Origin of the sequence: Georgenia sp. SYP-B2076, assembly GCF_003991205.1 — a bacterium.
Taxonomy (GTDB): domain Bacteria; phylum Actinomycetota; class Actinomycetes; order Actinomycetales; family Actinomycetaceae; genus Georgenia.
Window position 1 is genome coordinate 69,627 of sequence record NZ_RXOZ01000032.1, and the last position, 21,594, is coordinate 91,220.

At 75.0% G+C, this 21,594-nt stretch carries 20 protein-coding genes; 8 read left to right on the forward strand and 12 right to left on the reverse strand.

The genetic code is table 11. From position 1 onward, the window contains the following. Window positions 1–20 precede the first annotated feature (20 nt). Window positions 21–1,016, reverse strand: a complete 996-nt coding sequence (locus tag EJK16_RS13060; protein WP_127129999.1) for a pirin family protein — start codon at window positions 1,014–1,016, stop codon at window positions 21–23. Window positions 1,017–1,165: 149 nt separating this feature from the next. On the opposite strand from EJK16_RS13060, the gene EJK16_RS13065 reads away from it, so the two are divergent. The 4 genes from EJK16_RS13065 (at window position 1,166) to EJK16_RS13080 (ending at window position 6,205) form a co-directional block, all read left to right on the forward strand. Continuing rightward, window positions 1,166–1,972, forward strand: coding sequence for a hypothetical protein (locus tag EJK16_RS13065; protein WP_127130001.1), 807 nt, complete (start codon window positions 1,166–1,168; stop codon window positions 1,970–1,972). A gap of 260 nt (window positions 1,973–2,232) precedes the next feature. Next, a complete protein-coding gene (locus EJK16_RS13070) occupies window positions 2,233–4,779 on the forward strand; it encodes a circularly permuted type 2 ATP-grasp protein (RefSeq protein ID WP_164737343.1) in 2,547 nt (848 codons plus the stop codon). Beyond that, window positions 4,776–5,768: a transglutaminase family protein gene (locus EJK16_RS13075; RefSeq protein ID WP_240646040.1), complete on the forward strand. Its 993-nt coding sequence runs from the start codon at window positions 4,776–4,778 to the stop codon at window positions 5,766–5,768. Before EJK16_RS13070 ends, EJK16_RS13075 begins: the two co-directional genes overlap by 4 nt. Then, window positions 5,765–6,205 carry a (deoxy)nucleoside triphosphate pyrophosphohydrolase gene (locus EJK16_RS13080; protein WP_127130005.1) on the forward strand — a complete coding sequence of 147 codons (441 nt, stop codon included), beginning with the start codon at window positions 5,765–5,767 and terminating at the stop codon, window positions 6,203–6,205. Before EJK16_RS13075 ends, EJK16_RS13080 begins: the two co-directional genes overlap by 4 nt. Window positions 6,206–6,235: 30 nt before the next feature. On the opposite strand, the gene EJK16_RS13085 is transcribed toward EJK16_RS13080, so the two are convergent. Both EJK16_RS13085 and EJK16_RS13090 read right to left on the reverse strand, forming a co-directional pair. Continuing rightward, the gene (locus EJK16_RS13085; protein ID WP_127130007.1) at window positions 6,236–6,991 is read right to left on the reverse strand and encodes a ZIP family metal transporter; all 756 of its coding nucleotides are present in this window, start codon (window positions 6,989–6,991) and stop codon (window positions 6,236–6,238) included. A 51-nt stretch (window positions 6,992–7,042) separates the two neighbouring features. After that, a complete protein-coding gene (locus tag EJK16_RS13090) occupies window positions 7,043–8,098 on the reverse strand; it encodes a glucose 1-dehydrogenase (protein WP_127130009.1) in 1,056 nt (351 codons plus the stop codon). Window positions 8,099–8,313: 215 nt separating this feature from the next. Here EJK16_RS13090 and EJK16_RS13095 point away from each other — a divergent pair, with 215 nt between their 5' ends. Then, entirely contained in the window at window positions 8,314–8,937 is a 624-nt protein-coding gene (locus EJK16_RS13095; RefSeq protein ID WP_127130010.1) for a TetR/AcrR family transcriptional regulator, read from the forward strand. 73 nt (window positions 8,938–9,010) lie between these two features. Here EJK16_RS13095 and EJK16_RS13100 read toward each other — a convergent pair whose 3' ends face one another. From EJK16_RS13100 to EJK16_RS13125, 6 genes are read right to left on the reverse strand one after another with little or no spacing between them, the layout of a single operon-like run. Further along, window positions 9,011–9,994, reverse strand: coding sequence for a hypothetical protein (locus tag EJK16_RS13100; protein WP_127130012.1), 984 nt, complete (start codon window positions 9,992–9,994; stop codon window positions 9,011–9,013). Beyond that, a complete protein-coding gene (locus tag EJK16_RS13105) occupies window positions 9,991–11,025 on the reverse strand; it encodes a VWA domain-containing protein (RefSeq protein ID WP_127130014.1) in 1,035 nt (344 codons plus the stop codon). The genes EJK16_RS13100 and EJK16_RS13105 overlap by 4 nt, the downstream gene beginning before the upstream one ends. After that, a complete protein-coding gene (locus EJK16_RS13110; protein WP_127130016.1) occupies window positions 11,022–12,035 on the reverse strand; it encodes a VWA domain-containing protein in 1,014 nt (337 codons plus the stop codon). Before EJK16_RS13110 ends, EJK16_RS13105 begins: the two co-directional genes overlap by 4 nt. Next, window positions 12,029–12,490 carry a hypothetical protein gene (locus EJK16_RS13115; protein WP_127130018.1) on the reverse strand — a complete coding sequence of 154 codons (462 nt, stop codon included), beginning with the start codon at window positions 12,488–12,490 and terminating at the stop codon, window positions 12,029–12,031. Before EJK16_RS13115 ends, EJK16_RS13110 begins: the two co-directional genes overlap by 7 nt. Next, window positions 12,477–13,364 carry a DUF58 domain-containing protein gene (locus EJK16_RS13120; protein WP_127130020.1) on the reverse strand — a complete coding sequence of 296 codons (888 nt, stop codon included), beginning with the start codon at window positions 13,362–13,364 and terminating at the stop codon, window positions 12,477–12,479. Before EJK16_RS13120 ends, EJK16_RS13115 begins: the two co-directional genes overlap by 14 nt. Window positions 13,365–13,376: 12 nt before the next feature. Continuing rightward, window positions 13,377–14,378 carry a MoxR family ATPase gene (locus tag EJK16_RS13125; RefSeq protein ID WP_205739752.1) on the reverse strand — a complete coding sequence of 334 codons (1,002 nt, stop codon included), beginning with the start codon at window positions 14,376–14,378 and terminating at the stop codon, window positions 13,377–13,379. Between the two features lie 245 nt (window positions 14,379–14,623). On the opposite strand from EJK16_RS13125, the gene EJK16_RS13130 reads away from it, so the two are divergent. After that, window positions 14,624–16,693: a bifunctional copper resistance protein CopD/cytochrome c oxidase assembly protein gene (locus EJK16_RS13130; protein WP_240646042.1), complete on the forward strand. Its 2,070-nt coding sequence runs from the start codon at window positions 14,624–14,626 to the stop codon at window positions 16,691–16,693. Window position 16,694: 1 nt separating this feature from the next. Here EJK16_RS13130 and EJK16_RS13135 read toward each other — a convergent pair whose 3' ends face one another. Next, window positions 16,695–17,642, reverse strand: coding sequence for a hypothetical protein (locus EJK16_RS13135; RefSeq protein ID WP_127130026.1), 948 nt, complete (start codon window positions 17,640–17,642; stop codon window positions 16,695–16,697). A 139-nt stretch (window positions 17,643–17,781) separates the two neighbouring features. Here EJK16_RS13135 and EJK16_RS13140 point away from each other — a divergent pair, with 139 nt between their 5' ends. Next, complete coding sequence (locus tag EJK16_RS13140; RefSeq protein ID WP_127130028.1) at window positions 17,782–18,474, forward strand: response regulator transcription factor; 693 nt, start codon at window positions 17,782–17,784, stop codon at window positions 18,472–18,474. Here EJK16_RS13140 and EJK16_RS13145 read toward each other — a convergent pair. After that, window positions 18,471–19,151: a DUF2993 domain-containing protein gene (locus tag EJK16_RS13145; RefSeq protein WP_164737344.1), complete on the reverse strand. Its 681-nt coding sequence runs from the start codon at window positions 19,149–19,151 to the stop codon at window positions 18,471–18,473. The two genes, EJK16_RS13140 and EJK16_RS13145, sit on opposite strands and share 4 nt — an antisense overlap. A gap of 123 nt (window positions 19,152–19,274) precedes the next feature. Here EJK16_RS13145 and EJK16_RS13150 point away from each other — a divergent pair, with 123 nt between their 5' ends. Then, a complete protein-coding gene (locus tag EJK16_RS13150) occupies window positions 19,275–20,702 on the forward strand; it encodes a hypothetical protein (protein WP_164737345.1) in 1,428 nt (475 codons plus the stop codon). Window positions 20,703–20,714: 12 nt separating this feature from the next. On the opposite strand, the gene EJK16_RS13155 is transcribed toward EJK16_RS13150, so the two are convergent. After that, window positions 20,715–21,575 carry an N-acetylmuramoyl-L-alanine amidase gene (locus EJK16_RS13155; protein WP_127130034.1) on the reverse strand — a complete coding sequence of 287 codons (861 nt, stop codon included), beginning with the start codon at window positions 21,573–21,575 and terminating at the stop codon, window positions 20,715–20,717. Window positions 21,576–21,594: the final 19 nt, after the last annotated feature.

Below are 21,594 nucleotides of genomic sequence, written 5' to 3' on the forward strand. Positions count from 1 at the left end.
GCCGCCGGGGCGGCGTCCCATCACCGGCCGCGGGGCCTGAGCCGGACGTTGGGGAGGACGGGGGCGGGCAGCGGGTCGCCGTCGTACCCGGAGACCCGCCCGAACCGCTCCAGGCCGGGCCCGGCCGCCCCCGCGGCGGCCTGCTGCCACTCCTCGCGGGCCGCGACCACCTCCTCATGGGTGCGGCCGACGAAGTTCCACCACATGAGGATCTGCTCGTCGAAGGGGGTGCCACCGATCAGGACCGCCCGCACGGGCGTGGCGCCCGCCTCCAGGACGAGCTCGTCCCGTCCCGGCGCGACGTAGGAGAGCCACGCGGGCGGCACCGTCCGCCCGGCGACGACCAGCTCGCCGTCGTCGACGAGGACGCCGTGCTCGAAGCGCACGTCCAGCGGCAGGCGCACGACGGCGCCGGCCGGGAGGTCCAGCTGCGCGGCCACCAGCGGGGAGTAGGCGCGCGCGGGCGAGGCGGCCCCGGCCAGGGACCCCATGACCACCTGGACCCGGGCGCCGTCGAGATCGAGCGTGGGCAGCTGCGCCACGTGCTCGAAGGCGGCCGGACCGTGGCGGTCGGCGTCGGGCAGGGCGGTCCAGAGCTGGACGCCGTGCAGGCGCCTCTCGGCCGGGAACAGGGCCGGCGTGTCCTCCTCGGAGTGGCAGATCCCCCGGCCCGCGGTCATGAGGTTGAGCTGACCGGGCCGGATGTCCTGACATGAGCCGAGGGCGTCGCGGTGGCGCACCCGCCCCTCGAACAGCCAGGTGACCGTCTGGAGCCCGGTGTGCGGGTGCGGGGCGACGTCCATGCCGCCGCTCAGGGCGACGTCGTCGGGGCCGTAGTGGTCGACGAAGCAGAACGGGCCGATGAGCGAGCGCTGCTTGGAGGGCAGCGTGCGGCGGACCGTCATGGCCCGCGGGCCCCCGAGCGGCACCTCCCGCGGCTCGATGAGCTCGACGCCCTCGCCCTCCGGACCCGCGACGCAGACCTGCTCCGTGGGCCGCAACTCGAGGTTCGTCATGGATCAACCGTAGGTGAGGTCCCTTACGCCTGGGGTCGTAGGCGGGCGGTCGATCCTCATTCTTGTGGCCGATGTGGCCGGGACCGGCCCGGGCCATGCTGGCAGCAGCGGGCGCCCGTCCGCGGTCGGTGAGATACGAAGGGTCGGTCATGCCGCAGAGCACCGTGGTGCGCCTGCCCCGCCGCGCACGTCTCGTCCTGTGGAGCGGGTACCCGCTCGCCGGCGTGCTGGCGGGCCTGGCGCTGACCCTCCTCGGGGAGTGGATCGCGCAGTCGAGCAGCTCGTTCGACGGCGTCCTGGGCCGCGGCGACCGCGTGGGCGAGCCCGTCGCCCTGATCGTCGGCGGTGTCCTCGGCATGCTGATGGGCGCGGTCTGGGCGGCGTCCGTCCTCGGCGAGTCGCTGCGGGCGAGCGTGGGCCGCCGGTCCCTGACCCTGACCTGGTGCGACGCGCGGGTCAGTGTGCCGAGGTCGCTCGTCGCCGCCGTCGTCATGGGCGAGGACCTGGTCCTGCTCGGGCCGGGCACCGTCGAGCTCGCCCGGGTGCACATGAACCTGGACCGGGAGCAGCTGCGCTCGGCGCTGCGTGAGCACGGCTTCCCCGCGCCGGTCGGCACCGATCCGAACGACGCCGCGTTCGCCCTCTGGCATCCCCACGCCTCCGGGCTCGTGGCTCAGGAGCACCGCCTGCTCGCCGCGCGCGCCGATGCCCTGGCCGCCGGTGCCCACAGTGACGCCGAGCTGCTCCGCCGCCAGCTCGCTGCTCGCGGCATCATGGTGCGCGACGCCCGCGCCGGTGGCCGCGCAGGCGGCCGCGCCGGCGGCGGTCCCGGCGGCGGCGGCCGCCAGCCCGTGCAGGAGTGGCGCTCTGTGCAGCCCTCCGTGCAGCCGGCCCGCGTGGCCGTGGCTCCTCCGCTCCGGCGCGACCGGCAGCTGGGACCGGCTCAGGTCGTGTGACCCAGGAGGCCAGGTTCGTCGAGCGGCACAACGAGGCCCATGAAGGACCGTCCAGGGGCACCTTCCCCGACATGGACCGCCGCAACAGATCCCAGCGGTCCCCCACGTTGTCGGGGCGCCACTCCTCCCTGTCGGGCAAATTTCCAGTAAAGTCGCGTGCGGACGACTCGTCACCGCCTACCCAGCGCTTTGCCCATTCCGTTGCCCATCGCTTTGCTCGCGCTCCGGTCCCGCCCGGATGGCCCGCAGGAGGAGAAGCCTTGGTCGACCTGCTCACCTCCTACCGCGCGAACGGCCCAGGGCACGACGAGATGCTGCAGGCCACCGGGCCCGCCCGTGCCGCGTGGGAGCAGCTCGCCGAGCAGGCGCGACTGGGGCAGGGCGCCCGGCTCGACGCCAGCAGGGCCGAGGTGGTCCGCCTCCTGCAGGACCAGGGGCTCCCCCAGGCGGGTCCTGCCGCGGAGGCGTGGCAGCTCGACCCCCTGCCCGTGCTCGTCGACGAGCTCGAGTGGCACCCGCTCGAGGCGGCCCTCCGCCAGCGCGCCGAGCTGCTCGACCAGATCCTCACCGACCTCTACGGCGAGCGGAAGCTCCTCGCCTCCGGCCTGCTCCCGCCCGAGATCGTGCTCGGCCACCCCGGTTTCGTGCGAGAGGCGGCCGGCATCCGGATCCCGGGCGCCCACCAGCTGTTCCACTCCGCCGTCGACCTCGCCCGCAACGCCGACGGCGCATGGACGGCGCTCGCGGACCGCAGCGACTCGCCCGTCGGCCTGGGATACGTCATGGCCGACCGCCGGGTGGTCTCCGAGGTCCTCGCGGGCTCCTACCGCACCTCGCGCACGCGACGGGTCGGGCCCTTCTTCCAGGCGCTGCGGGAGTCGCTCCAGGCCGCGGCCCCGGCGCCGGCCGGGGACAGCCCACGCATCGCGGTCCTGACCCCCGGCGAGTCCTCGCCGTCCACGTTCGACCACGGCTACCTCGCGACCATGCTCGGGCTGCCGCTCGTCGAGGGCGGCGACCTGGTGGTCGAGGACGGCCGCGTGTGGGCGCGGTCCCTGGGCCGCCGGGAGCCCGTGGACGTGCTCCTGCGCCGGGTCGCCGCCACCCAGGTCGACCCCCTCGAGCTGGACGGGACCTCACGCCTCGGCACGCCGGGTCTGGTCCATGCCGCCCGCACGGGGGGCGTGACGATCGTCAACACGCTGGGCTCCGGCGTGCTGGAGAGCCCCGCCCTGCTCACCTACCTGCCCCGCCTGGCCCGGGCGCTCCGCGACGAGGAGCTGGCCCTGCCCTCCGCGGTGACCTACTGGTGCGGTGAGCGGTCGATGTGCTCCCACGTCATCGCCAACCTCGGCCGGCTCGTCATCCGGTCCACCACCTCCGGCCACCCGCCCGTCGCCGGGTGGGAGCTGACCATGGACGAGCGCGCCGACCTCGCCGCGGCGATCGCCGCGCGACCGTCGGCGTGGGTCGGCCAGGAGCCGGTCGAGGCCTCCACGACACCGACGGTCCTGGGGCGCTCCCTGGTGCCGCAGCCCACGTCGCTGCGCACCTTCGCGGTCGCGCACGGGGAGGGCTACGTCGTCATGAGCGGGGCGCTCGGCAGCGTGGGCCCGGCCCCGCAGGCCGCCCTGGCCGGCCCCACGATGGGCGGCACCGCCAAGGACGTGTGGGTCCTGGCCGCCGAACCACGCGCCGTCGCCGACCGGGCGCTGCCCACGCTAGATCTCCCGCCGGCCCGCTCCGCCGACGCCGCCATCTCCCCCCGAGCCGCCGAGGACCTCTTCCGGCTCGGGCGCTCCACCGAGCGGGCGGAGGCGACGGTGCGCCTGCTGGCCGCCGTCGCCGACCGGTGGGACGACTACCACTCCCGGCCCACCGCGCCGGCCACCGCCCCGGCCGGAACCGACCCCGCCGGCACGGACCCCGCCGGCAACCACCCCGCGCCCCCCGGCCACGGTCACGCCGCAGGCACGCGGGCCCTCGACGTCCTCCTCGGTGCCCTCCACGAGCTCGCCGACGACGCCCCGCTGCCCTCGCTCGTCACCGACGAGTCGGTGACCGGCTCGGTGGCGTGGTCCGTGGCGCAGATGTCACGGGACGCGGCTGGGGTGAGGGACAACCTCTCGCCCGACGTCTGGCTGGCCATCTCCTCCCTGGAGCGCACCCTCGCCCTCGAGCGGGCCCGCCGTCACGACGGCGACGGGGCCCAGCTCGGCCTGGGGCCGGTCCTCTCCCGCCTGCTCGAGAGCCTCATGGCCCTGCACGGCATCTTCACCGAGTCGCTGGTGCGCGACATCGGCTGGCGCCTCCTCGAGGTCGGACGGCGGCTCGAGCGCGCCCGGCACCTGGTCACCGCGCTCGGCGCGAGCGTCAGCGTGCGCCGCGAGCGCGCCGTCGAGTCGCTGGTGATCGAGTCCGTCCTCCTGGCGCACGAGTCGGTCATCACCTTCCGCCGTCGCTACCCGACGGGAGGGCTGGGCGCGATGCTGGACCTGCTCCTCACCGACGAGACGAACCCGCGGGCGCTGGCCTTCCAGCTCGCCCAGCTGCGCACGCACCTGGCCGAGCTGCCCGCCCTGGCACGCGGTCCGGCGTCGCGCGACCAGCTCCTGGCGGAGGTGACGGACCTGCTCGCCGAGCTGCGCACGGACCGCGTCGAGGGTGTGGGCGGGCGCCGGGTGCAGCTCGCCCAGACGCTCGAGTCCATCCACTGGCGGCTGGACGAGCTGGGCACGGAGATCATCCGCGTGCACTTCACCCACCCGGTCGCCGCGCGGTGGCCCGAGGAGGGGTGGCAGCAGTGAGCACCACGTCCGCGCGCCGCGGCGGCGAGAACGAGCGTCACTACGCGCTCGTGCACCGCACCGCCTACACCTACGCCGAGCCCGTCACCAGCAGCTACGGCACGGCGATGCTGCTGCCTCGTGAGATCCACGGCCAACGCGTCCACCAGGCCACGCTCGTGGTGACGCCCACGCCCGCGGAGACGGCGGAGCACCGGGACGTCAGCGGCAACCGGTCGAGCTACTTCCACGTGACGCAGGAGCACACGGCGCTCGAGGTGGTCGCCTCCTCGCTGGTCACGGTCACCCGCCGGCGGCTGGACATCCAGGCCGTGCCGCAGGTGCCCTGGGAGCGGGCCGTGGCCTCGGTCAGCGCCATGCGCGCCACCGGCAAGGGCGAGCAGGGCGAGGGGCCGTCCTCCGTGCTGGCGATCGTCGAGTCGGCGCTGCCGTCGGCCATGATCGAGCCCGAGCACGAGGTCTTCGAGTACGCCCTCCCCTCGTTCGGGCCCGGCACCCCGCTCGTGCGGGTGGTCGCGGATCTCTCGCACCGCATCCGCGGGGACCTCCCGTCCCGGCCCGGGGCCACCACCGCCCCCTCCCGCCTGGCCGACCTCCTCGAGAGGCGCGCGGGCGCGAGCCAGGAGCTCGCCCACCTGATGGTCGGCTGCCTGCGCGCGATGGGCCTGGCGGCGCGGTACGTCACGGGGTACGTGGAGGCCGTCCCCTCGCCGGGACGGGACGGGCTGCGCGGGGCGGACGTCTCGCACGCCTGGGCGTCGGTGTGGATCCCTGGCGGCGGCTGGGTGCACATCGACCCCACCCACGACCAGTTCATCGACAACCGGTACGTGGTGCTCGGCTGGGGCAGGGACGTCCGCGACGTCTCCCCGCTGCGCGGCATCGTCTTCACCCCCGGCACCGGCTCCAGCCTGTCCGTCGAGGTCGACCTGACCGCGGTCGGCCCCGAGGAGATCCGGGCCCGGCGCGGGGAGGCGGTGCTGCGATGAACGGCGCCCTGCCGCCCACCGACCGCCTCGTGGCGGCCGCCGCCATCGTCGACTCGCTCGCGCGACCCACCCGGCTCCTGTGCGCCCAGCGGTCGGCACCGGCGCACCTCGCCGGACGGTGGGAGCTTCCCGGCGGCAAGGTGGAGCCGGGCGAGGTGCCCGTCGACGCGCTCCACCGCGAGCTGGCCGAGGAGCTCGGCGTCACGGTCCGGGTCGGGCCGGTGCTCGCGGGTCCGCTCCACGGTGACTGGCCGATCCTGGCCCACCGCACCATGCGGGTCTGGTTCGCCGAGCTCGCGGCGGGCACGCCGGCGCCGCTGGAGGACCACTCCGCGCTCCGCTGGGTGGCCGACGACAACCTCGATGAGCTCGACTGGCTCGACCCCGACCGGCCGATCATCGCCGCCGTGCGCGCCGCGTGGCGGGCGCCCGGCTGAGCGCGGCCCCGGCGGGCGCGCGCACCGGCCTCACGACCCCAGCCTGCTGATCGAGAAGGCGCACAGGAAGCCCAGCGCGGCGATGAGCCCCGTGAAGGCGTGGGTGCGCTCGAACGCCTCCGGGATCATCGTGTCCGCGACCATGGTCAGGATCGCCCCGGCGGCCACCGCCGTGATGACGGCGCCCACCTGCGGCGAGGCCGACCCCAGCAGGAGGTAGCCCAGCGCCGCGGCCACGGCGCTCACGACGGCGATCGTCCCCCACACGCCGAAGACGTACCCGGCGGAGCGCCCGGCGTTCTTCATCCCGGCCGCGCTGGACAGACCCTCGGGCACGTTGGAGATCACGACGGCGGCCACGACGGCCACGCTCACGGCGCCCCCGCCGAGGAGGCTCGCGCCCAGGACGACCGACTCGGGGATCCCGTCCAGGAGCGCGCCGACGGCGATCGCCGCACCGCTCCCGGCCTGGTCGCGCTCGGAGGGCTGCTGGTCCCGGGAGCGCTTGCGGTGGCGCGCGCCGTGGCGCGCGAGCACGGCGTTCGCGAGCATGTACGCCACGGCACCGACGAGGAACCCCACCGCCGCCGTCCCCAGCCCGCCGCTGTCGGCCGCCTCCTGGACCAGGTCGAAGGCGAGCGCCGAGATGAGGACGCCCGCCCCGAAGGCCATCACGCTGGCGGTGGCCTTCGGGGGCACCGCCACGAACCACGCGATCGCCGCGCCGACCACCAGCGCGGCGCCGCCCAGCAGGCCCCACGCCCCGGCGGCGAGCCAGCCCGTCACCGGGCACCGACCCCTGCTGCGCGAACGCTCGGCTCCACGGGGGCGCTCACGTCAGGACCCCTGGAGATCGAGGACGACCTTGATGTCGTCGGGCTCGGGGTGGAACGCCTCCGCGAACCTCTCGAGCGGCACGCGGCGGGTGATCAGTCGCGACAACCAGCGGAGGTCGGCCTGGGCGAGGGCGTCGGCCGCGGCCGCGTAGTGGGTGAGGTTGGCGTTGACCGATCCGACGACGACGTCATTCTCCAGCACGATCTGGCGGCCCAGCGCCCCGGCGTCCACGGTCAGCCGTCGTCCCGCCGAGGACACACCCGTGAGGCACACGATCCCGTACGGCGAGGTCGCGGCCATGGCGTCGAGCACGACACCGCTGACGCCGGTCGCCTCGATGACGACGTCCGGCGTCACCGCCGCGGCCACGTCGTCGACGGTCCCGCTGTGGTACGTGGCCCCGAGGTCCCCGACGAGCTCCGGCTTGAGCCCCTCCGTCACCCTGTCGAGCACGTGAACCTCGAGCCCGCGCTGGATCCCCAGCAGCGCGGCGAGGAGCCCGATGGGGCCGGCGCCCGTGACGAGCACGGTGCGCGGCTCGAACCAGGCGCGAGCGCCGATCTTCTCCACCTGCTCCCACGCCTTGGCCACCACCGTGGTCGGCTCGAGCAACGTCCCCACGTCGGCCAGGCGCGGGTCGAGCCCGACGGCGAATCCCGGCTCGACCCGCCACGCCTGGCTCGCGTAGCCGTCGAGCTCTTTGATGCCACGCTCGGTGTACCGGCCGTTGCGGCACATGTCGAACTCGCCGTGCGCGCAGGCGCCGCACGGCTGAGGGTCCGGCCGGCGCACCACCCCGACGACGAGGTCCCCTCGGGAGAACCCCGAGCCGCCCGGGGCCTCGCGCACCCGCCCGAGGGACTCGTGCCCGAGGACGAGCCGCTGGTGGCCGGGAGGCGCCGCCCCGTAGTCGCCCGCGGCGATCTCCCGGTCCGTCCCGCACACGCCCACACCGACGCCATCGACCAGCAGATCACCGGTCCCCGCGGCGGGGTCGGGCACGTCTGTCACCGCGAGCGAGTCCGGCTGGCCCGGGATGATGGTGAGCGCACGCATCTGCTCGTCCTCTCTGGTGCTCCCGTCGCCTGCTGATCGGGACGGGTCACGCCGTGGTGCCGGGCCGTGGACCTCGCCGCCGCCCCGGCAGCTTCGCCGGCGGTCGCGCCCTTCCTATGCCGCTCTCCCGGCCCCCGCAACCCCGGCGACCTGCGCCGACGTGGCGGTTTTACGACGCTTGACGTCTCTGCGTCAGAAAGTGGCATAATCTCTCGGTGCCCAAGATCATCGGTAGCTCGCTCGCGGAGCATCGCGAACGCACCCGCAGCGCGCTCTTCTCCGCCCTGTCCCACCTGATGCGCGAACGCGGTTTCGACGCCGTCTCCCTGGCGGACATCGCCGCCGAGGCGGGGATCGGGCGGACTGCGGTGTACAACCACTTCCCGGACAAGGAGTCGCTGCTCCTGGCGTTCATCGAGCACGAGACCGCCACGTACGTGCGTGCCCTGGAGGAGTCGCTCGCCGAGGTGGAGGAGCCGGTGGAACAGCTCCGCGTGTACGTGCGCGAGCAGCTCAAGCTCGAGCGCTCCTATCACGTGGCCCCCGGCCCGGATCTGCGCGAGGTCATCTCGAACGACGCCCTGGGTCATCTCCGTGAGCATGTCGGCCAGGTGGAGCAGCTGCTGCGCAAGATCCTCTCGCGCGCGATCGACGCCGGTGACATCCCGAGCCAGCACCTCGACGCGGTCGTCCAGCTCGTCCACGCCTGCCTGAGCGGGCGGATCCTGCCGCGCTCCGAGCCCGCGCGCGGCGAGTTCATCCGGGCGACGGAGCTCTTCGTCTTGCGTGCCGTCGGGGCGCGTGCGGCCGAGCCCATGCGCGCCGTCGAGGTGGCCTGACCACCTTGCCCGCGGCGGCCGGCCGCGGAGCCGGGCGCCCGAGCCGGGCGCCTCGCCGCCGGCCCACGCTCCCTCACCAGTTCTGCCCGCCGCCGAAGCCGCCGCCGGACCTCTGCTCCTGCTCCTGCCGGTCACGCTGCGCCTGCCAGTTGCGCTCCTCGAGCTGCCGCTGCTGCGGATCCTCCGGCGACCCGGAGGGCGGGTCCCCCTGGGGGCCGCCCCGCCCGTCCCGGTTCTCCTCACCCGGCTGGTCGGGCCGCGCAGGACCCTGCTGCTGACGTTGCTGCTGCTCCAAGGCCTTCTCACGCTGGCGCTGCTCGATCTGGTCCGGGGTCGACGGCTGGTCCGACGGCCGGTCGGAGGGCTGCTCACTGGGCTGGTCGGACGGCCGGTCACTCGGCTGGTCACTCGGCTGGTCGGACGGCTGGTCCGAGGGCTGCTCACTCGGGTTCTCGCTCGGGGTCTCCGGCGGCTTGTCGGCCTCGCCGTCGGAGGTGCAGGGCCCGAGGGTGCTCATCGCCTCGAGGTAGTACGACAGGGCCATGGCGGGGTCGCCGTCGGCGCGGGACCCGTCCCCCATGGCCTCCAGCGCGAGGGAGAGGTTGGTGCGCACCCGGCACTCGGGGGCGGCGGGATCGGGTCGGCCGTCGGCGTCCGTGGTGCCCTTCGGCACGAGCCGGCGCGCCTCGCGCAGGTCCTCCACCGCCTCGAACGCCTGCCCGGTGCGCTGCCGGGAGGTTCCGGCATTGAACCAGGCCTTCCACGGTTCCACCGCCCTGGTGTACGGCTTGTGGTGGTCGTACCGCTCCGCCGCGCTCCCGTAGTCACCCGCGTCGTACGCCGAGCGGGCGTAGGTGGCGCCGAGCCCCGCGCCGAGCAGCACGCTGCCGGCGATGAGCGCGAGGAGCACCACCGGCGCCGACCAGGCCAGCATCCGCCGTCGCGCGCGCAGGTGCGCGGGCAGCGGCGGGCGCTCCTTCCGGCGGTCGGGGTCCAGACCGCCGCCGGGGCCGAGACCGCGGCCCGGGCCGAGCTCGAGTCCGGCGCCGGCGCTCATGCCGCCGCCTCGCTCAGCCGCAGGCGCCGCCACCGGGCCGCCTGGGCGAAGGCCTCGCCGGCCACCAGGGCGGCCAGGACGACGGCGGCCGGCCAGTACACGTCGCGGTAGGTGCTCACGTCCCGGCGCCCGTCGCTCGCGATCTCCTCGACGTCGATATTCGCGACCAGGGCGTCCACGGGGGTGGGGGCGATCCGGTGGCTGTACGCCAGCCCGAGCTGAGAGGCGAGGCGGCGCAGGTTCGTCTCGTCGATCCGCGAGACGGCCGGGGGCGAGCCGGGCTGCGACTCGTCGGTGATGTAGGGGGCGTTCGTGCCCGCACCTGTGTCGTCGGTGCCGTCGTAGGTGCGCATGTGCCCGCCGGCCGTGGTGCCGTACCCGAGGACCGCGCCGCCGTCGACGAGCGGCACGAGCTGGGCGAGGTCGGCGGCGTCGGGCGTGGACGAGGGGGCGTCGCCCTGGGTGTTCTCGCCGTCGGAGAGGAAGAACACGAGCCGCACGTCGGCCGGGTTCCGCTGGGCGGCGCCCCTCAGCGCGTCCGTCAGCGCGCCGATCGGGCGGTCGATGCTCGAGCCGGCGGAGTACCAGGTGATCTCCTGGCGCAGCGTCTCGGCCCAGGTGCGCACCGCGCGCGCGTCGGTCGTCAGCGGGAGCTGCCGGGTGGCCTGCGAGTCGAAGCCGATCACCGAGTAGCGCGCGCCGGGCAGGGCCTCCATGACCGCGACCAGGTCGTGGCGCACGCCCTCGAGGCGCGGGCGTGCGCCGTCGTAGTCCTCGGCCGCCATCGACCCCGTGCGGTCCACGACGAAGTAGACCTCCGCGTTGGTCTCGACCCGCCGCGTCTCGGCCGGGACCGCCGGCGCCAGCCCGATCACGAGCGCGCACGCCACCATCGCGCCCCGGCGCAGCCAGCTGCCGGCCGTGCCGTCCCCGGTGCGCCGGGCCCGCCACCAGCCCAGGCCGCACAGCACCACCAGGGGCACGAAGACGAGCAGGAGCACCCACGCGGGCCACACGAGCCGGAGGATCATGCCCGCACCTTCCAGGCGACCAGGAGGAGCACGGCGAGGCCGGCCACGAGCCACCCCAGCCAGCGGTCCGGCCGGTCGGTGACGACCATCTCCGGGTTCGCGTCCAGGTCCACCGCCTGGTGCGCGGCGATGTCCTCGATGATCCCGTCCACGGCGGCCGGGTCGTCGGCCTCGAAGAACAGCCCGCCGCCGGCCTGGATGACCTGGGCCATCTCGGCCTTGGCGTCCGCCGCCCCGGCACCCCCGAGCGAGGCGTACATCCCGTGCACCGTGATGCCCTTCTCGGCGGCCAGGGCGCCGGCCTCGGGCAGGGTGTAGATCGGGGTGCCGAGCACGAGGTTGTCGGTCGCCAGGATGATCGAGCGGGAGCGGGCGGTGTCCTGCTCGTCGAAGCCCAGCGCGCAGCTGGCGAGCCCGTCGCCGACGAGCGAGGACGAGTCGTTGTCCAGCGAGACGGTGCCCGCGAGGAAGGTCTCGAGCCGGTCGAGGGCCTCCTGGTCGTACACCCAGGCGTCGAGGTCGAAGTTGAGCGCGACGGCGGCGTCGTCCAGCTCGTTCTTGACCAGCGTGTAGTCGTCCGTGAGCGGGAACACGGTGCGCGTGGTGTTGTTCCAGACGCTCAGCGCGATGCGCTCACCCTGGAAGGAGTCCACGAGCGCGGAGAACTTCCTGACGATCTCGGTGTCCATCTCGATCATCGAGCCCGAGACGTCCAGGCAGAGCACGATGTCGCGGGTGGCGAGGACCTCGGAGCGCACGTCCCTGTCCACCGGCCGGGCGGCGAGCGACGCCGTCGCCAGGGTCGTGACGGCGGTCGCCACGGCCGCGAGCGCCAGGCCCCCGCGCAGCACGCGCAGGCGGCGGCGGTAGCTGACGAGGCCGCGCAGGTACTCGGAGTTCGCGACCCACGTCACCGCCTGCCTGGCCGGGGGGCGCCGCAGGAACCAGCCGGCGAGCGCCGCGAGCGCGACGCCGGCGAGGACGAGCGGCACGAGCCAGGGGGTCACCACGTCGCGATCACCTCCTTGGCCCGCTCGGTGGAGGCGGCCGCCTCGGCGTCGGAGTCGGGGGCGAAGCTCGGCTCCTCCCACCGGGCGAGGAGGTGGCCCACCCGCCTGGTGGGGTCGAACCCGGCCACGTCGCCGCGGGTCCAGGCCCGCACGTCCGTGCCGACGCGCTCCGAGGCGAACTCGCGCATGGTCCGGGCGAGCTCGAGGTGGAGGGCGCGCAGGTCGTACACGCCGGCGCGGAAGCGCGCGTGGTGCTCCTCCACCTCGGCGGTGTAGCGCTGGCGCAGCCCGGGCGTCATCCGCGCGGGCGCCCGGCCCGGCCGCGCCATGCGCCCCGGGTCGGTGCGGCGGTGGACGAGGACGAACCACGCGGCCACGGCGACGAGCAGCAGGGCCCCGAGCGCGGGGACCCACCAGCTGTACGCCTCGGGCGGGAAGAGGTCAGCGTCGGGCACGGCGCTGCCTCCCGAGCATGTCGACGAGCGAGTCGACGACGTCGTCCTCGCTGCCGACCCGGATGTGCTCGATGCCCCGGCGGCGCAGCATGGCGTCCGCCTGCGCCCGGCGCGCCTCGACCGCGGCCAGCGCCTCGGCGTGCAGCGCGGCGTCGTCGCGGAGGAACGCGGGGAGGGGTGCCGCGCCGTCGACGTCCGCCGTCGGGCCGATGCCCCGCAGCGTCGGCAGGGCGTCGGCGACGGCGACGACCATGACCTCGTGGCGGATCCGCAGGCGCCGCAGGGCGTCCTCGTCAGCGGGGGCGGGCCGCGCCTCGTCCGTGAGGACCACCACGAGGGAGCGGCGCGTGAACCAGGTCGTCACCCGGTCGAGGACCCGGCCGAGGTCGGACGGCGGGGCGTCCAGGGTCAGGCTCCGCTCCACGGTGCGCAGCAGCATCTCGAGGTGGGCGGTGCCGCCCCGGCCAGGGACCTGCACCATCCGCTCGGCGTCGCCCGCGACGAGCGCGACGAGGTCGCCGCGGGCGCGGGCCAGGTACGCCACGACGTCCGCGGCGAACAGCGCGACCTGCGACTTCGGCTCCCCCGACAGGGACGTGGCGGCCATGTTCCGGCCGGTGTCGACCGCCAGGACCATCGACAGGTTCGACTCGCGCACGAAGCGCCGGATGATCGGGTGCCCGGCCCGGGCGGAGGACTTCCAGTCGATGTCGCCGATGTCGTCGCCGGGGCGGTACTCGACCTGGTCGTCGAAGTCCTGGCCGTGGCCGGAGAAGATCGAGCGGTGCCGCCCGTCCAGCAGGCCCGACGCGCGGCGCACGGTCGGCAGGTCCAGGCGGGCCCGGACCTTCGCGAGGCGGGAGGAGGCGTCCATGCGTCCCGCCGCTCAGGGCGCGGGGACGGCCGCGAACACGGCGTCCACCAGGGCCTCCGGCGCGACGTTGTTGGCCAGGGCGTCATAGGTGCGCACCAGCCGGTGCCGCAGGACGGGATGGCGCAGCCGCTTGACGTCGTCGGGCACGACGTAGGTGCGCCCCTCCTGCAGCGCCACCGCCTGCGCCACCCGCATCAGGGCGATGGCGCCGCGGGGCGAGGCGCCCACGCGCACGTGGTGGTGGAGGTCCGGCAGGGGCCGCGGGCCGCCGCCGCGGGTGGTGTTGACGAGGGCGACGATGTACTGCTTGATCGAGAGGTCGACGTAGACCTTGTTGACGAGCCCCTGGAGGAACAGCACGTCCGCCAGCGTGACCGGCTCGTCGGTGATCGGGGCGGTGAGGGCTCCCGTGGAGGCGAGCTGGAGGATGTCCACCTCCTCGGCCGGGGTGGGGTAGGTGAGCACCTCCTTCATGAGGAACCGGTCCATCTGGGCCTCGGGCAGCACGTAGGTGCCCTCCTCCTCGATGGGGTTCTGCGTGGCCAGCACCATGAACGGACTCGGGAGGGGGTAGACCTCCCCGCCGATGGAGGTCTGCTTCTCCTGCATCGCCTCGAGCATGGCGGACTGGGTCTTGGCGGAGGAGCGGTTGATCTCGTCGAGGAGGACGAGGTTGGCGTGCACCGGCCCGAGCTGGGTGGTGAACTCGCCGGTGGCGTAATTGAAGATCTGGGTGCCCACGATGTCGTTGGGCATGAGGTCCGGCGTGCACTGGATGCGGTGGAACGTGCCGGAGACCGCCTCGGCCAGGGTCTGCGCCGCCGTCGTCTTGGCCAGGCCCGGCACGGACTCGAGCAGCACGTGCCCGCCGGCGATGAGCGTGGAGACCAGCGCCGTGCGCAGGCCCTCCTGGCCGACGACGCGCCGCCCGAAGATGGTCGTGGTCCGCGCGATCAGCCGCGAGGCCAGCTCGGTGTCCGTCTCGGTGATCGTCTGGAGCTGCTGCGGGCTCATCTCATCCCCGGTCGGTCGGCAGGTGCTGGTCGAGACTATGTCAGCCGGCACCGACATGCCTGGCCCGGGCACCTGCCATCGGCGTGGCCGGCCCGCCGGGTGCGGCGACGCCGGAACCTCCATCATGGCATCGCCGGCCCGCCCCGGGGAGGCCGCCCCCGGAACGGCCGTGCGCCGCCCGCCGGGGGCGGCGCCGGCTCCCCGGCCAGGTAGGGCCGCCCGCACGCGGCGCCTACCCTGGGTACGTGGTTGACTCCTCCTCCGTCCGGCGCCAACGACTGTGGTGGTACGCCGCCGGATCCCTGCCGCTGGCACTGCTCGCGATGATCGCCGGCCTCGCGCTGACCGGCGCCGCCGCGCCCTCCGTGCTCGTCGACCCCGGCGCGCTGGTGCGGTGGGGGCTCCCCGTGGCCACGCTCCTCACGCACGCCGCCGGGACCCTGACCGTGGGGGCCTTCGCGCTGTGCGCGCTCGTCCTGCCCGCGCCCGCCCGCGCGTCCCACCGCACGGCGGCGGCCACGGCCCGGGCCGCGCGCGCGACGGCGGTGGACGGCGCCGCCTGGACCCTCGCCGCCCGCGCCGGCGCCGTCGCCGCGGTCGTGTGGGCCCTCGCGCAGCTCGCCCACGTGGTCCTCACGCACTCCTCCATCGTCGGCACCGGCATCGGCGGTCCCGGCTACGGCAGCCAGCTCGCGCAGTTCGTCACCGAGATCGAGCTGGGCCGGGACCTGATGTGGGCGACGGTCCTCACGGCGCTGGTCGCCGTCGTCGCGGTCTCCGTCGGGGGCTACGCCTCCGCCGCGTGGGTGGCCGCGCTCGCGCTGGCCGCGCTCTTCCCCACCGCCCTGACCGGCCACGCGGCCGGCGCCGCCAGCCACGAGCTGGCCGTGTCGTCGTGGTGGCTGCACGTCGGCGCGGTCACCGTCTGGGTCGGCGGCCTCGCCGTGCTGTGCCTCGTGGCCTCGCGGACGGGCCGTGACCTTCCCGACGCCGTCCAGCGCTACTCCCACCTGGCCCTGTGGTGCTTCGTCATCGTCGCGCTCTCCGGCTCGGCCAACGCCTGGATCCGCCTGAACTCCCCGGCGGAGCTGGTCACCCACCCCTACGGCCAGCTGCTGCTGATCAAGCTCGTGCTCACCGTGGCGCTCGGCCTGGCGGGCTGGGAGCACCGGCGCGCCACCATCCCCGCGATCCGCGCCCACCCGGGGCCGTCCGCCGGCCGGGCGTTCTGGCGGCTGGCCGGGGTCGAGGTGCTGGTCATGGGCGCGGTGGTCGGCGTCGCCGTCGCCCTGGGCTCCTCCGCGCCGCCCGTGCCGCAGGCCCCGGTGCCCGACGCCGGGCCGGTCTACCTCCTGACCGGCCACCCCGTCCCGCCGTACCCCACCGCGCTGACCTACCTGACGCAGTGGCGCCTCGACCCCCTGTTCGCGCTCGTCGGCGCGGCCGCCCTCGTCGTCTACGTCGGGTGGGCCCTGCGGCTGCGCCGCCGGGGCGACGCCTGGTCCCCCGCCCGCACGGCCGCCTGGGTCGCGGGCGTCCTGCTCTTCACGTGGGTGACCAACGGCGGCCCGGCGGTCTACGGCAAGGTCCTCTTCAGCGCCCACATGATCCAGCACATGCTCCTGGTGATGGTGGTGCCGGTCTTCCTCGTCCTCGGCGCGCCGGTGACCCTCGCCATGCGGGCGCTGCCCCACCGCCTCGACGGCTCGCGCGGGCCCCGGGAGTGGCTGCTCGTGCTCGTCCACTCCCGCGTGGCGAGCTTCTTCTCGAACCCCATCGTCGCGGCCCTGAACTTCGCCGGCTCCCTGATCGTGTTCTACTACTCCCCGCTCTTCGAGGGGGCGCTGACCACCCACCTCGGGCACGTGCTGATGGTCGTGCACTTCACGCTGGCCGGGTACCTCTTCGCCAACGTCATGATCGGCATCGACCCCGGCCCCTCGCGGCCTCCCTACCCGCTCCGGCTGCTCCTGCTGTTCGCCACCATGGCGTTCCACGCCTTCTTCGGCATCTCGGTCATCTCGATGACCTCCCTCCTCGCCGCGGACTACTTCGGCCGGCTCGGCCTGCCGTGGTGGGTCGACGCCATGGCCGACCAGGAGAAGGGCGGCGCGATCACGTGGGGCATCGGGGAGATCCCCACCCTGGCGCTCGCGATCGGTGTGGCGGTCGCGTGGTCCACGGCGGATGACCGCACCGCGCGCCGCTCCGACCGCAAGGCGGACCGCGACGAGGACGCCGAGCTGCGCGCCTACAACGACATGCTCGCCGCACGCGCCCGCCAGAGCGACGAGGAGCTGAGGCACCAGCGCTGACTCACACCTCCGGCCAGTCCCACGTGAAGCCGACGACCTCGCCCTCGAGGGACGGCAGGAACCGGTGGACGTCGAGCTCGCCGGAGAGCTGGACCTGCTCCGCCTCGAACGGCTCCACCGACCAGGGGTCCCACCGGCCCCACCACACCCGCAGCGGCACGCGGTGCGGATGGAACTGCAGGTGCATCTCGAGGTTGCCGAGCCGGGGGCGCGCCCCGCGGCGGAACGTGGGGGGCGGCCGCTCGGAGCGGCTGAAGAAGATGCGGTACTCGAGCGAGGCCGTCTCCCCGGGCGCCAGCGGGCTGGTGAGCGCGACCTCGACGCCGTACATCCCGGGGCCCCTCGACCGGCGCACCGGCCCGGCGCGCCCGCCGCGCACCACCTCGACGGCGGCGGCGCGGTTGTCCAGCTCGTAGACGTACCGGTCCATCGGCTCGCGCGCGCGGATGACCTCGAGGGCGTGGTGCTCGGCGGGCAGGCCGTCGGCCCCGATGCGGTGCGACTCGCGCGCGGCGAGGGTCTCGTAGGCGGGTGACGGCGGCACCGGGCCGTCGCCGGGGCGCGGCGCCGGCGCCGGTGCCGGGGGGCCCGCCGGGTCCGGGTGCGTGAACAGCGCCCAGAGCGCGTTGGCGTCGCGCGGCTCCATGTCGAAGGCCTCGATGAACATGCGCAGCGTGGCCGGCGCGATGAAGTGCCCCGCGAGCGCCCGGTTCACCCGGTCCTTGAGCCGCCGGGGCAGGTCCGTCTCCGTCTCGGGCACCTCGCCCGTCTCCCAGAGGTGGTCCGCGAGCACCTGCGCGATCGCGCCCTGGTGGATGTCCTGGTGGCTGTCGCGGCGCACGTACACCCGCCACCGGGACCGGTAGGAAGGAGTGGTGGAGAGCAGCAGGCGCAGGTGTCTGCATACCGGGACCGCCGGGTCCGGTTGCCGGCCACCACTGCTCAGCATCTCCTCATTGTCGCGGCCCCACGCCCTCGCTGTGCGGCTATCCACCGGGCATTCCCGCCCCGTGCGACACAGGCGCGACACAACACGGGTGTGATGCCCCGACCGGTGTCGTACCCGCCGCTGACCAAGGGAGGTCTGCATGGCCGTCACGTCCGTCTCAGCGCCGTCGGCCGGCACGCCGACCTCCGGGCAGGTGACCGTCGCCGTCGTCGTCGACCATCCCGCCGTCGTCCTGGGGGTGCAGCAGATCCTCGCCGGGGCCCCCGCGCTGCACCTGCTCGGCGCATTCCCCACCGTGGCCACGCTCGTGGACGGGCTCGGCAGCCGCCGCCCCGCCGACGTCGTCCTCCTCGACCTGCAGCTGGCCGACGGTTCCTCCCCCGGCCGCAACATCGCCGCCGTGACGGCGGCCGGGGCGCACGTCCTGCTCTTCGCCGCCGGCGGGGGCCACTACCTCCACCGGCTCGCCGCGGCCAACGGCATGCGGGGGGTCGTGCACAAGACCGCCCCGGCCCCGATGCTCGTCGAGGCCCTGACCGCGGCAGGTCGGGGCGAGCAGGTGGGCCTGGTGGCCGCGGACCTGGAGTGGTCACGCGGCGACGCGCCGCTGTCCCCGCGCGAGCGCGAGACCCTCGCGCTCTACGCCGCGGGCGAGAAGTCCGAGCGCGTGGCCCAGCGCCTGGGCATCTCCCGGGAGACGGTCAACGACTACGTCGCCCGCATCCGCGCGAAGTACCGCACGGCGGGACGCGCCGCGGACACGAAGGTCGACCTGTACAAGCGGGCCGTCGAGGACGGCATCCTGCCCCCGCCGGGGTACCCCGAGCTCTAGCCCAGGACGACGTCCTCGCCGGCGAGCGTGAGCCGAACCCCGCCGTCCTGGGCGCGGACGCCGTCGACGGCCAGGCCCTGCGGCAGGTTCGGGACCGCCAGGTCGAAGCTGAGCGGCGTGGAGCCCAGCAACGGGGCGAGGGCCCCGGCGTCGACCTCCTGGCCGCCGAGCGTGAGCCGGACGACGCGGACCTGGATGGACTGCCCGGCGACCGTGGGCTCCGCCAGGACCTCCAGGGGCATGCCGAGCAGGGTCGCCCGGAGGGTGACGCCCTCGGTGTGGGTGCTCACGGCCAGCCCCAGGTCGCCGTGCCGCTCGTCGACGAGGCGCTGGATCTCGGCGTCCGGCAACGTGCCCGTCACCTCCAGGCGCCCGGCGGTGATCGGCTGCGTCAGCGCGACCCCGCGCGCGTGCACCTTAACGTCGTCCAGCTGCGTCCCCTCCGCGACGACGCCGGCGGCGCTGGCCCGCACGCTCGTCATGGTCCCGGCCGCGACCTGGGTGAGGAAGGGGAAGCCGTCGATCGTCACGTCGGGCTCGCCGTCGACCTCCATGAAGGAGGTCAGCTGCTTGGCCACCTCGGTCTCGGCGCGCGCGTGCAGCACCCGGTCCACCACCACTGCGGCGGCGAGGAGCACGACGAGGATCAGGGCCGCCCAGGCCACGAATCGGCGCATGTCTCCACGGTAGGGGCTCGCGCCCCGGCGGGACGTCGGCGCCCGGCCTGCACACGGCGCGCGCCGGCCGGCGCGCGGGCCGTGTGTAGGGTCGTCGGGAAACCGACGGGAATGGGTGGTGACGTGGACGACGTGGATCTGGCACGCCAGGCCGCCGACCCTGGCACGCCGCTGACCACCCTGCATCGCCTCGCCCAGGACCATCCGGGGCTGCGCGCGGCCATTGCCACGAACCCCTCGACCTACCCGGCGCTCCTCGGGTGGCTGGGCCGGCTCGGCGTGCCGGAGATCGACGCCGCGCTCGCGGCCCGCGCCGAGCCGGCGCTACCGCCCTCGATCCCACCGGCGTCTCCGCGCCGCGAGGCTCGGGACGAGCCGGCGTCGGGGCGTGACCGGCCGTCCCGGCGCGGGTCAGCCGCCCAGCCGGTGCTGCCGCCCTCGATCCCGCCCCGCACGACGATCGGCGACCGGCTGGACGACGCGGGCGCCGAGGACTTCCCCACCGGGAACATCACCGCGGTCCTCGCCCCGGCCGGCCGATCCGTCGCCGTCGACGGCGTCGACGGCGTCGACGGCAGCGGGGCGACGGATGGCGACCGGGCAGTGGATGGCGGCGCGGACGACGGCACGGGTACGGACCGAGACGCGGGCGCGGTCGACGGCACGGGCCGTACGACGCCGGTGGCCGGCATCCCCGTCGCCGCGGGATCCCCGGCCGCCGCGCCGGTGGCCGGACATCCCTCAGACGGCCGGCCGACGCGACCCCGGGCACGATGGGCGCTCATCGTCGTGGTCGCCGTGCTCCTCGTGGGCGCGCTGGTGTGGGCCTTGAGCCAGCGCGGCGACGACGACGATGCGACGGCCCCGGCGTCGACCACGGCCACGGCGGACCCGGGTGAGACCGCGCCCGCCGCGCCGGCCCGTGCGCGGGCCGCGCTCGTGGCCCTGCCTGCCGCGTCGGCATGCTCCGACGTCGCCGCGGACGCCCAGGTGTTCTCCGCCTACGCGCGCGCCACCGCGGCCGACGGCGCCTGGACCGACCCGACAGACGGCGAGGTCGTGACCATCACCCTCGCCGGCCTGCAGGAGGCCTGCGGCGCGGCCCACGCCGTCGCCGTCAACGACGCACTGGTCGCGGACCCCGAGGCCCCGGCCGCCCTCGTGACCAGGCTGACGACAGCCACGGACTGGGTGGCGCTCGCCCGGCACGCGCCACCCGGCGCCCAGGAGCGCACCAGCTTCGCCAGCCCGTCGGGGAACATCGCGTGCAGCCTGGGCGCGGATGCGGCGTCGTGCACCATCACGAAGCACGCCTTCGCCCCGCCCGAGGGCTGCGCGGCGGGGCCGGTCACGCTCGTCGTCGGCGCCGGCGGCGACGCCCGCGTCGACTGCGCCGTGCCGGCCGCCGCCGCGAACGGCACGCTGGAGTACGGCCAGGCGGCCACGGCCGGCCGCTTCGCCTGCACGAGCGAGCAGACCGGCGTGAGCTGCTGGAGCGTGCTGAACGGGCACGGCTTCTCCGTCGCCCGGGCCGGCGTCAGCGTCTTCTGAGGTGCGCCTGGTCTAGCCGGCGGCCCAGCCGGCGATACCCGCGGCCACGGCGTCGGCGTAGCGCTGCCGGCCGTCCTCGCTCTCCGTCAGCGACGCCTCCTCGGGGTTGCGCATCTCGGCGAGCTCGAGCATCACGGCCGGGCGCTGCGCCCAGTTCAGCGTCGCGAGGTCGGCGCGCTCGCTCAGCGCGCCCGGGTACGAGGACGACGGCGTGAAGCCGGCCCCCGCCAGCGCCTCGAGCAGCGCGCGGGCGAGGGCGAGGGAGGGCGTGCCCTGCGCCTCGTTCAGCGGAGGCGCCGAGACGATCGCGAAGTACCCGCGCACGGTGGGGTCGTCCGCACCGTCGGCATGCAGGGAGACGGTCAGGTCGGCGTCGAGGTCCTGCGCCATGCGGCCCCGGACGTCCACGCAGGGGCCGACGCCGTCGTCGCTCTCCCGGGTGAGGGTGACCTGCGCGCCGTCGGCCTCCAGCACGGCGCGCGCGCGGACGGCGACGTCCCAGGTGAAGGCGTGCTCGGGGTAACCCGAGGCCGTCGACGTCCCGACGGTGTTGCACGCCTTGGCGGCGCCCCGGCCGTCCTCCACCAGCGCGTTGACCTCGGCGGCGGCGGAGCCGTTCCCTCCGTTGTGCCCGGGGTCCAGGACCACGTGGAGACCGTCGAGGGGTCTCGGCTCAGGGCTGGGGGCCACCGGCGAGGCGCTGGGGGCCGCGACGCCGTCGTGGGCCGGCGGCAGGCGCAGCGCGAGGTAGAGACCGATGGCGACGACGCCCAGCGCGACGAGCGCGACCACGAGCCGGCGGGCCACGACGGCACGGCGGCGCGGTCCCTCTGGTTCGTCTGGCCGTGCGGTCGGGGCGACGTCGGAAGGCACGCGGCCATCCTCACATCTC

Bases quoted from the DNA above. Each gene is read 5' to 3' on its own strand.
- EJK16_RS13060 (WP_127129999.1), bottom strand. From the start codon at position 1,016: ATGACGAACCTCGAGTTGCGGCCCACGGAGCAGGTCTGCGTCGCGGGT.
- EJK16_RS13065 (WP_127130001.1), top strand. From the start codon at position 1,166: ATGCCGCAGAGCACCGTGGTGCGCCTGCCCCGCCGCGCACGTCTCGTC.
- EJK16_RS13080 (WP_127130005.1), top strand. From the start codon at position 5,765: ATGAACGGCGCCCTGCCGCCCACCGACCGCCTCGTGGCGGCCGCCGCC.
- EJK16_RS13090 (WP_127130009.1), bottom strand. From the start codon at position 8,098: ATGCGTGCGCTCACCATCATCCCGGGCCAGCCGGACTCGCTCGCGGTG.
- EJK16_RS13100 (WP_127130012.1), bottom strand. From the start codon at position 9,994: ATGAGCGCCGGCGCCGGACTCGAGCTCGGCCCGGGCCGCGGTCTCGGC.
- EJK16_RS13105 (WP_127130014.1), bottom strand. From the start codon at position 11,025: ATGATCCTCCGGCTCGTGTGGCCCGCGTGGGTGCTCCTGCTCGTCTTC.
- EJK16_RS13120 (WP_127130020.1), bottom strand. From the start codon at position 13,364: ATGGACGCCTCCTCCCGCCTCGCGAAGGTCCGGGCCCGCCTGGACCTG.
- EJK16_RS13125 (WP_205739752.1), bottom strand. From the start codon at position 14,378: ATGAGCCCGCAGCAGCTCCAGACGATCACCGAGACGGACACCGAGCTG.
- EJK16_RS13135 (WP_127130026.1), bottom strand. From the start codon at position 17,642: ATGCTGAGCAGTGGTGGCCGGCAACCGGACCCGGCGGTCCCGGTATGC.
- EJK16_RS13140 (WP_127130028.1), top strand. From the start codon at position 17,782: ATGGCCGTCACGTCCGTCTCAGCGCCGTCGGCCGGCACGCCGACCTCC.
- EJK16_RS13145 (WP_164737344.1), bottom strand. From the start codon at position 19,151: ATGCGCCGATTCGTGGCCTGGGCGGCCCTGATCCTCGTCGTGCTCCTC.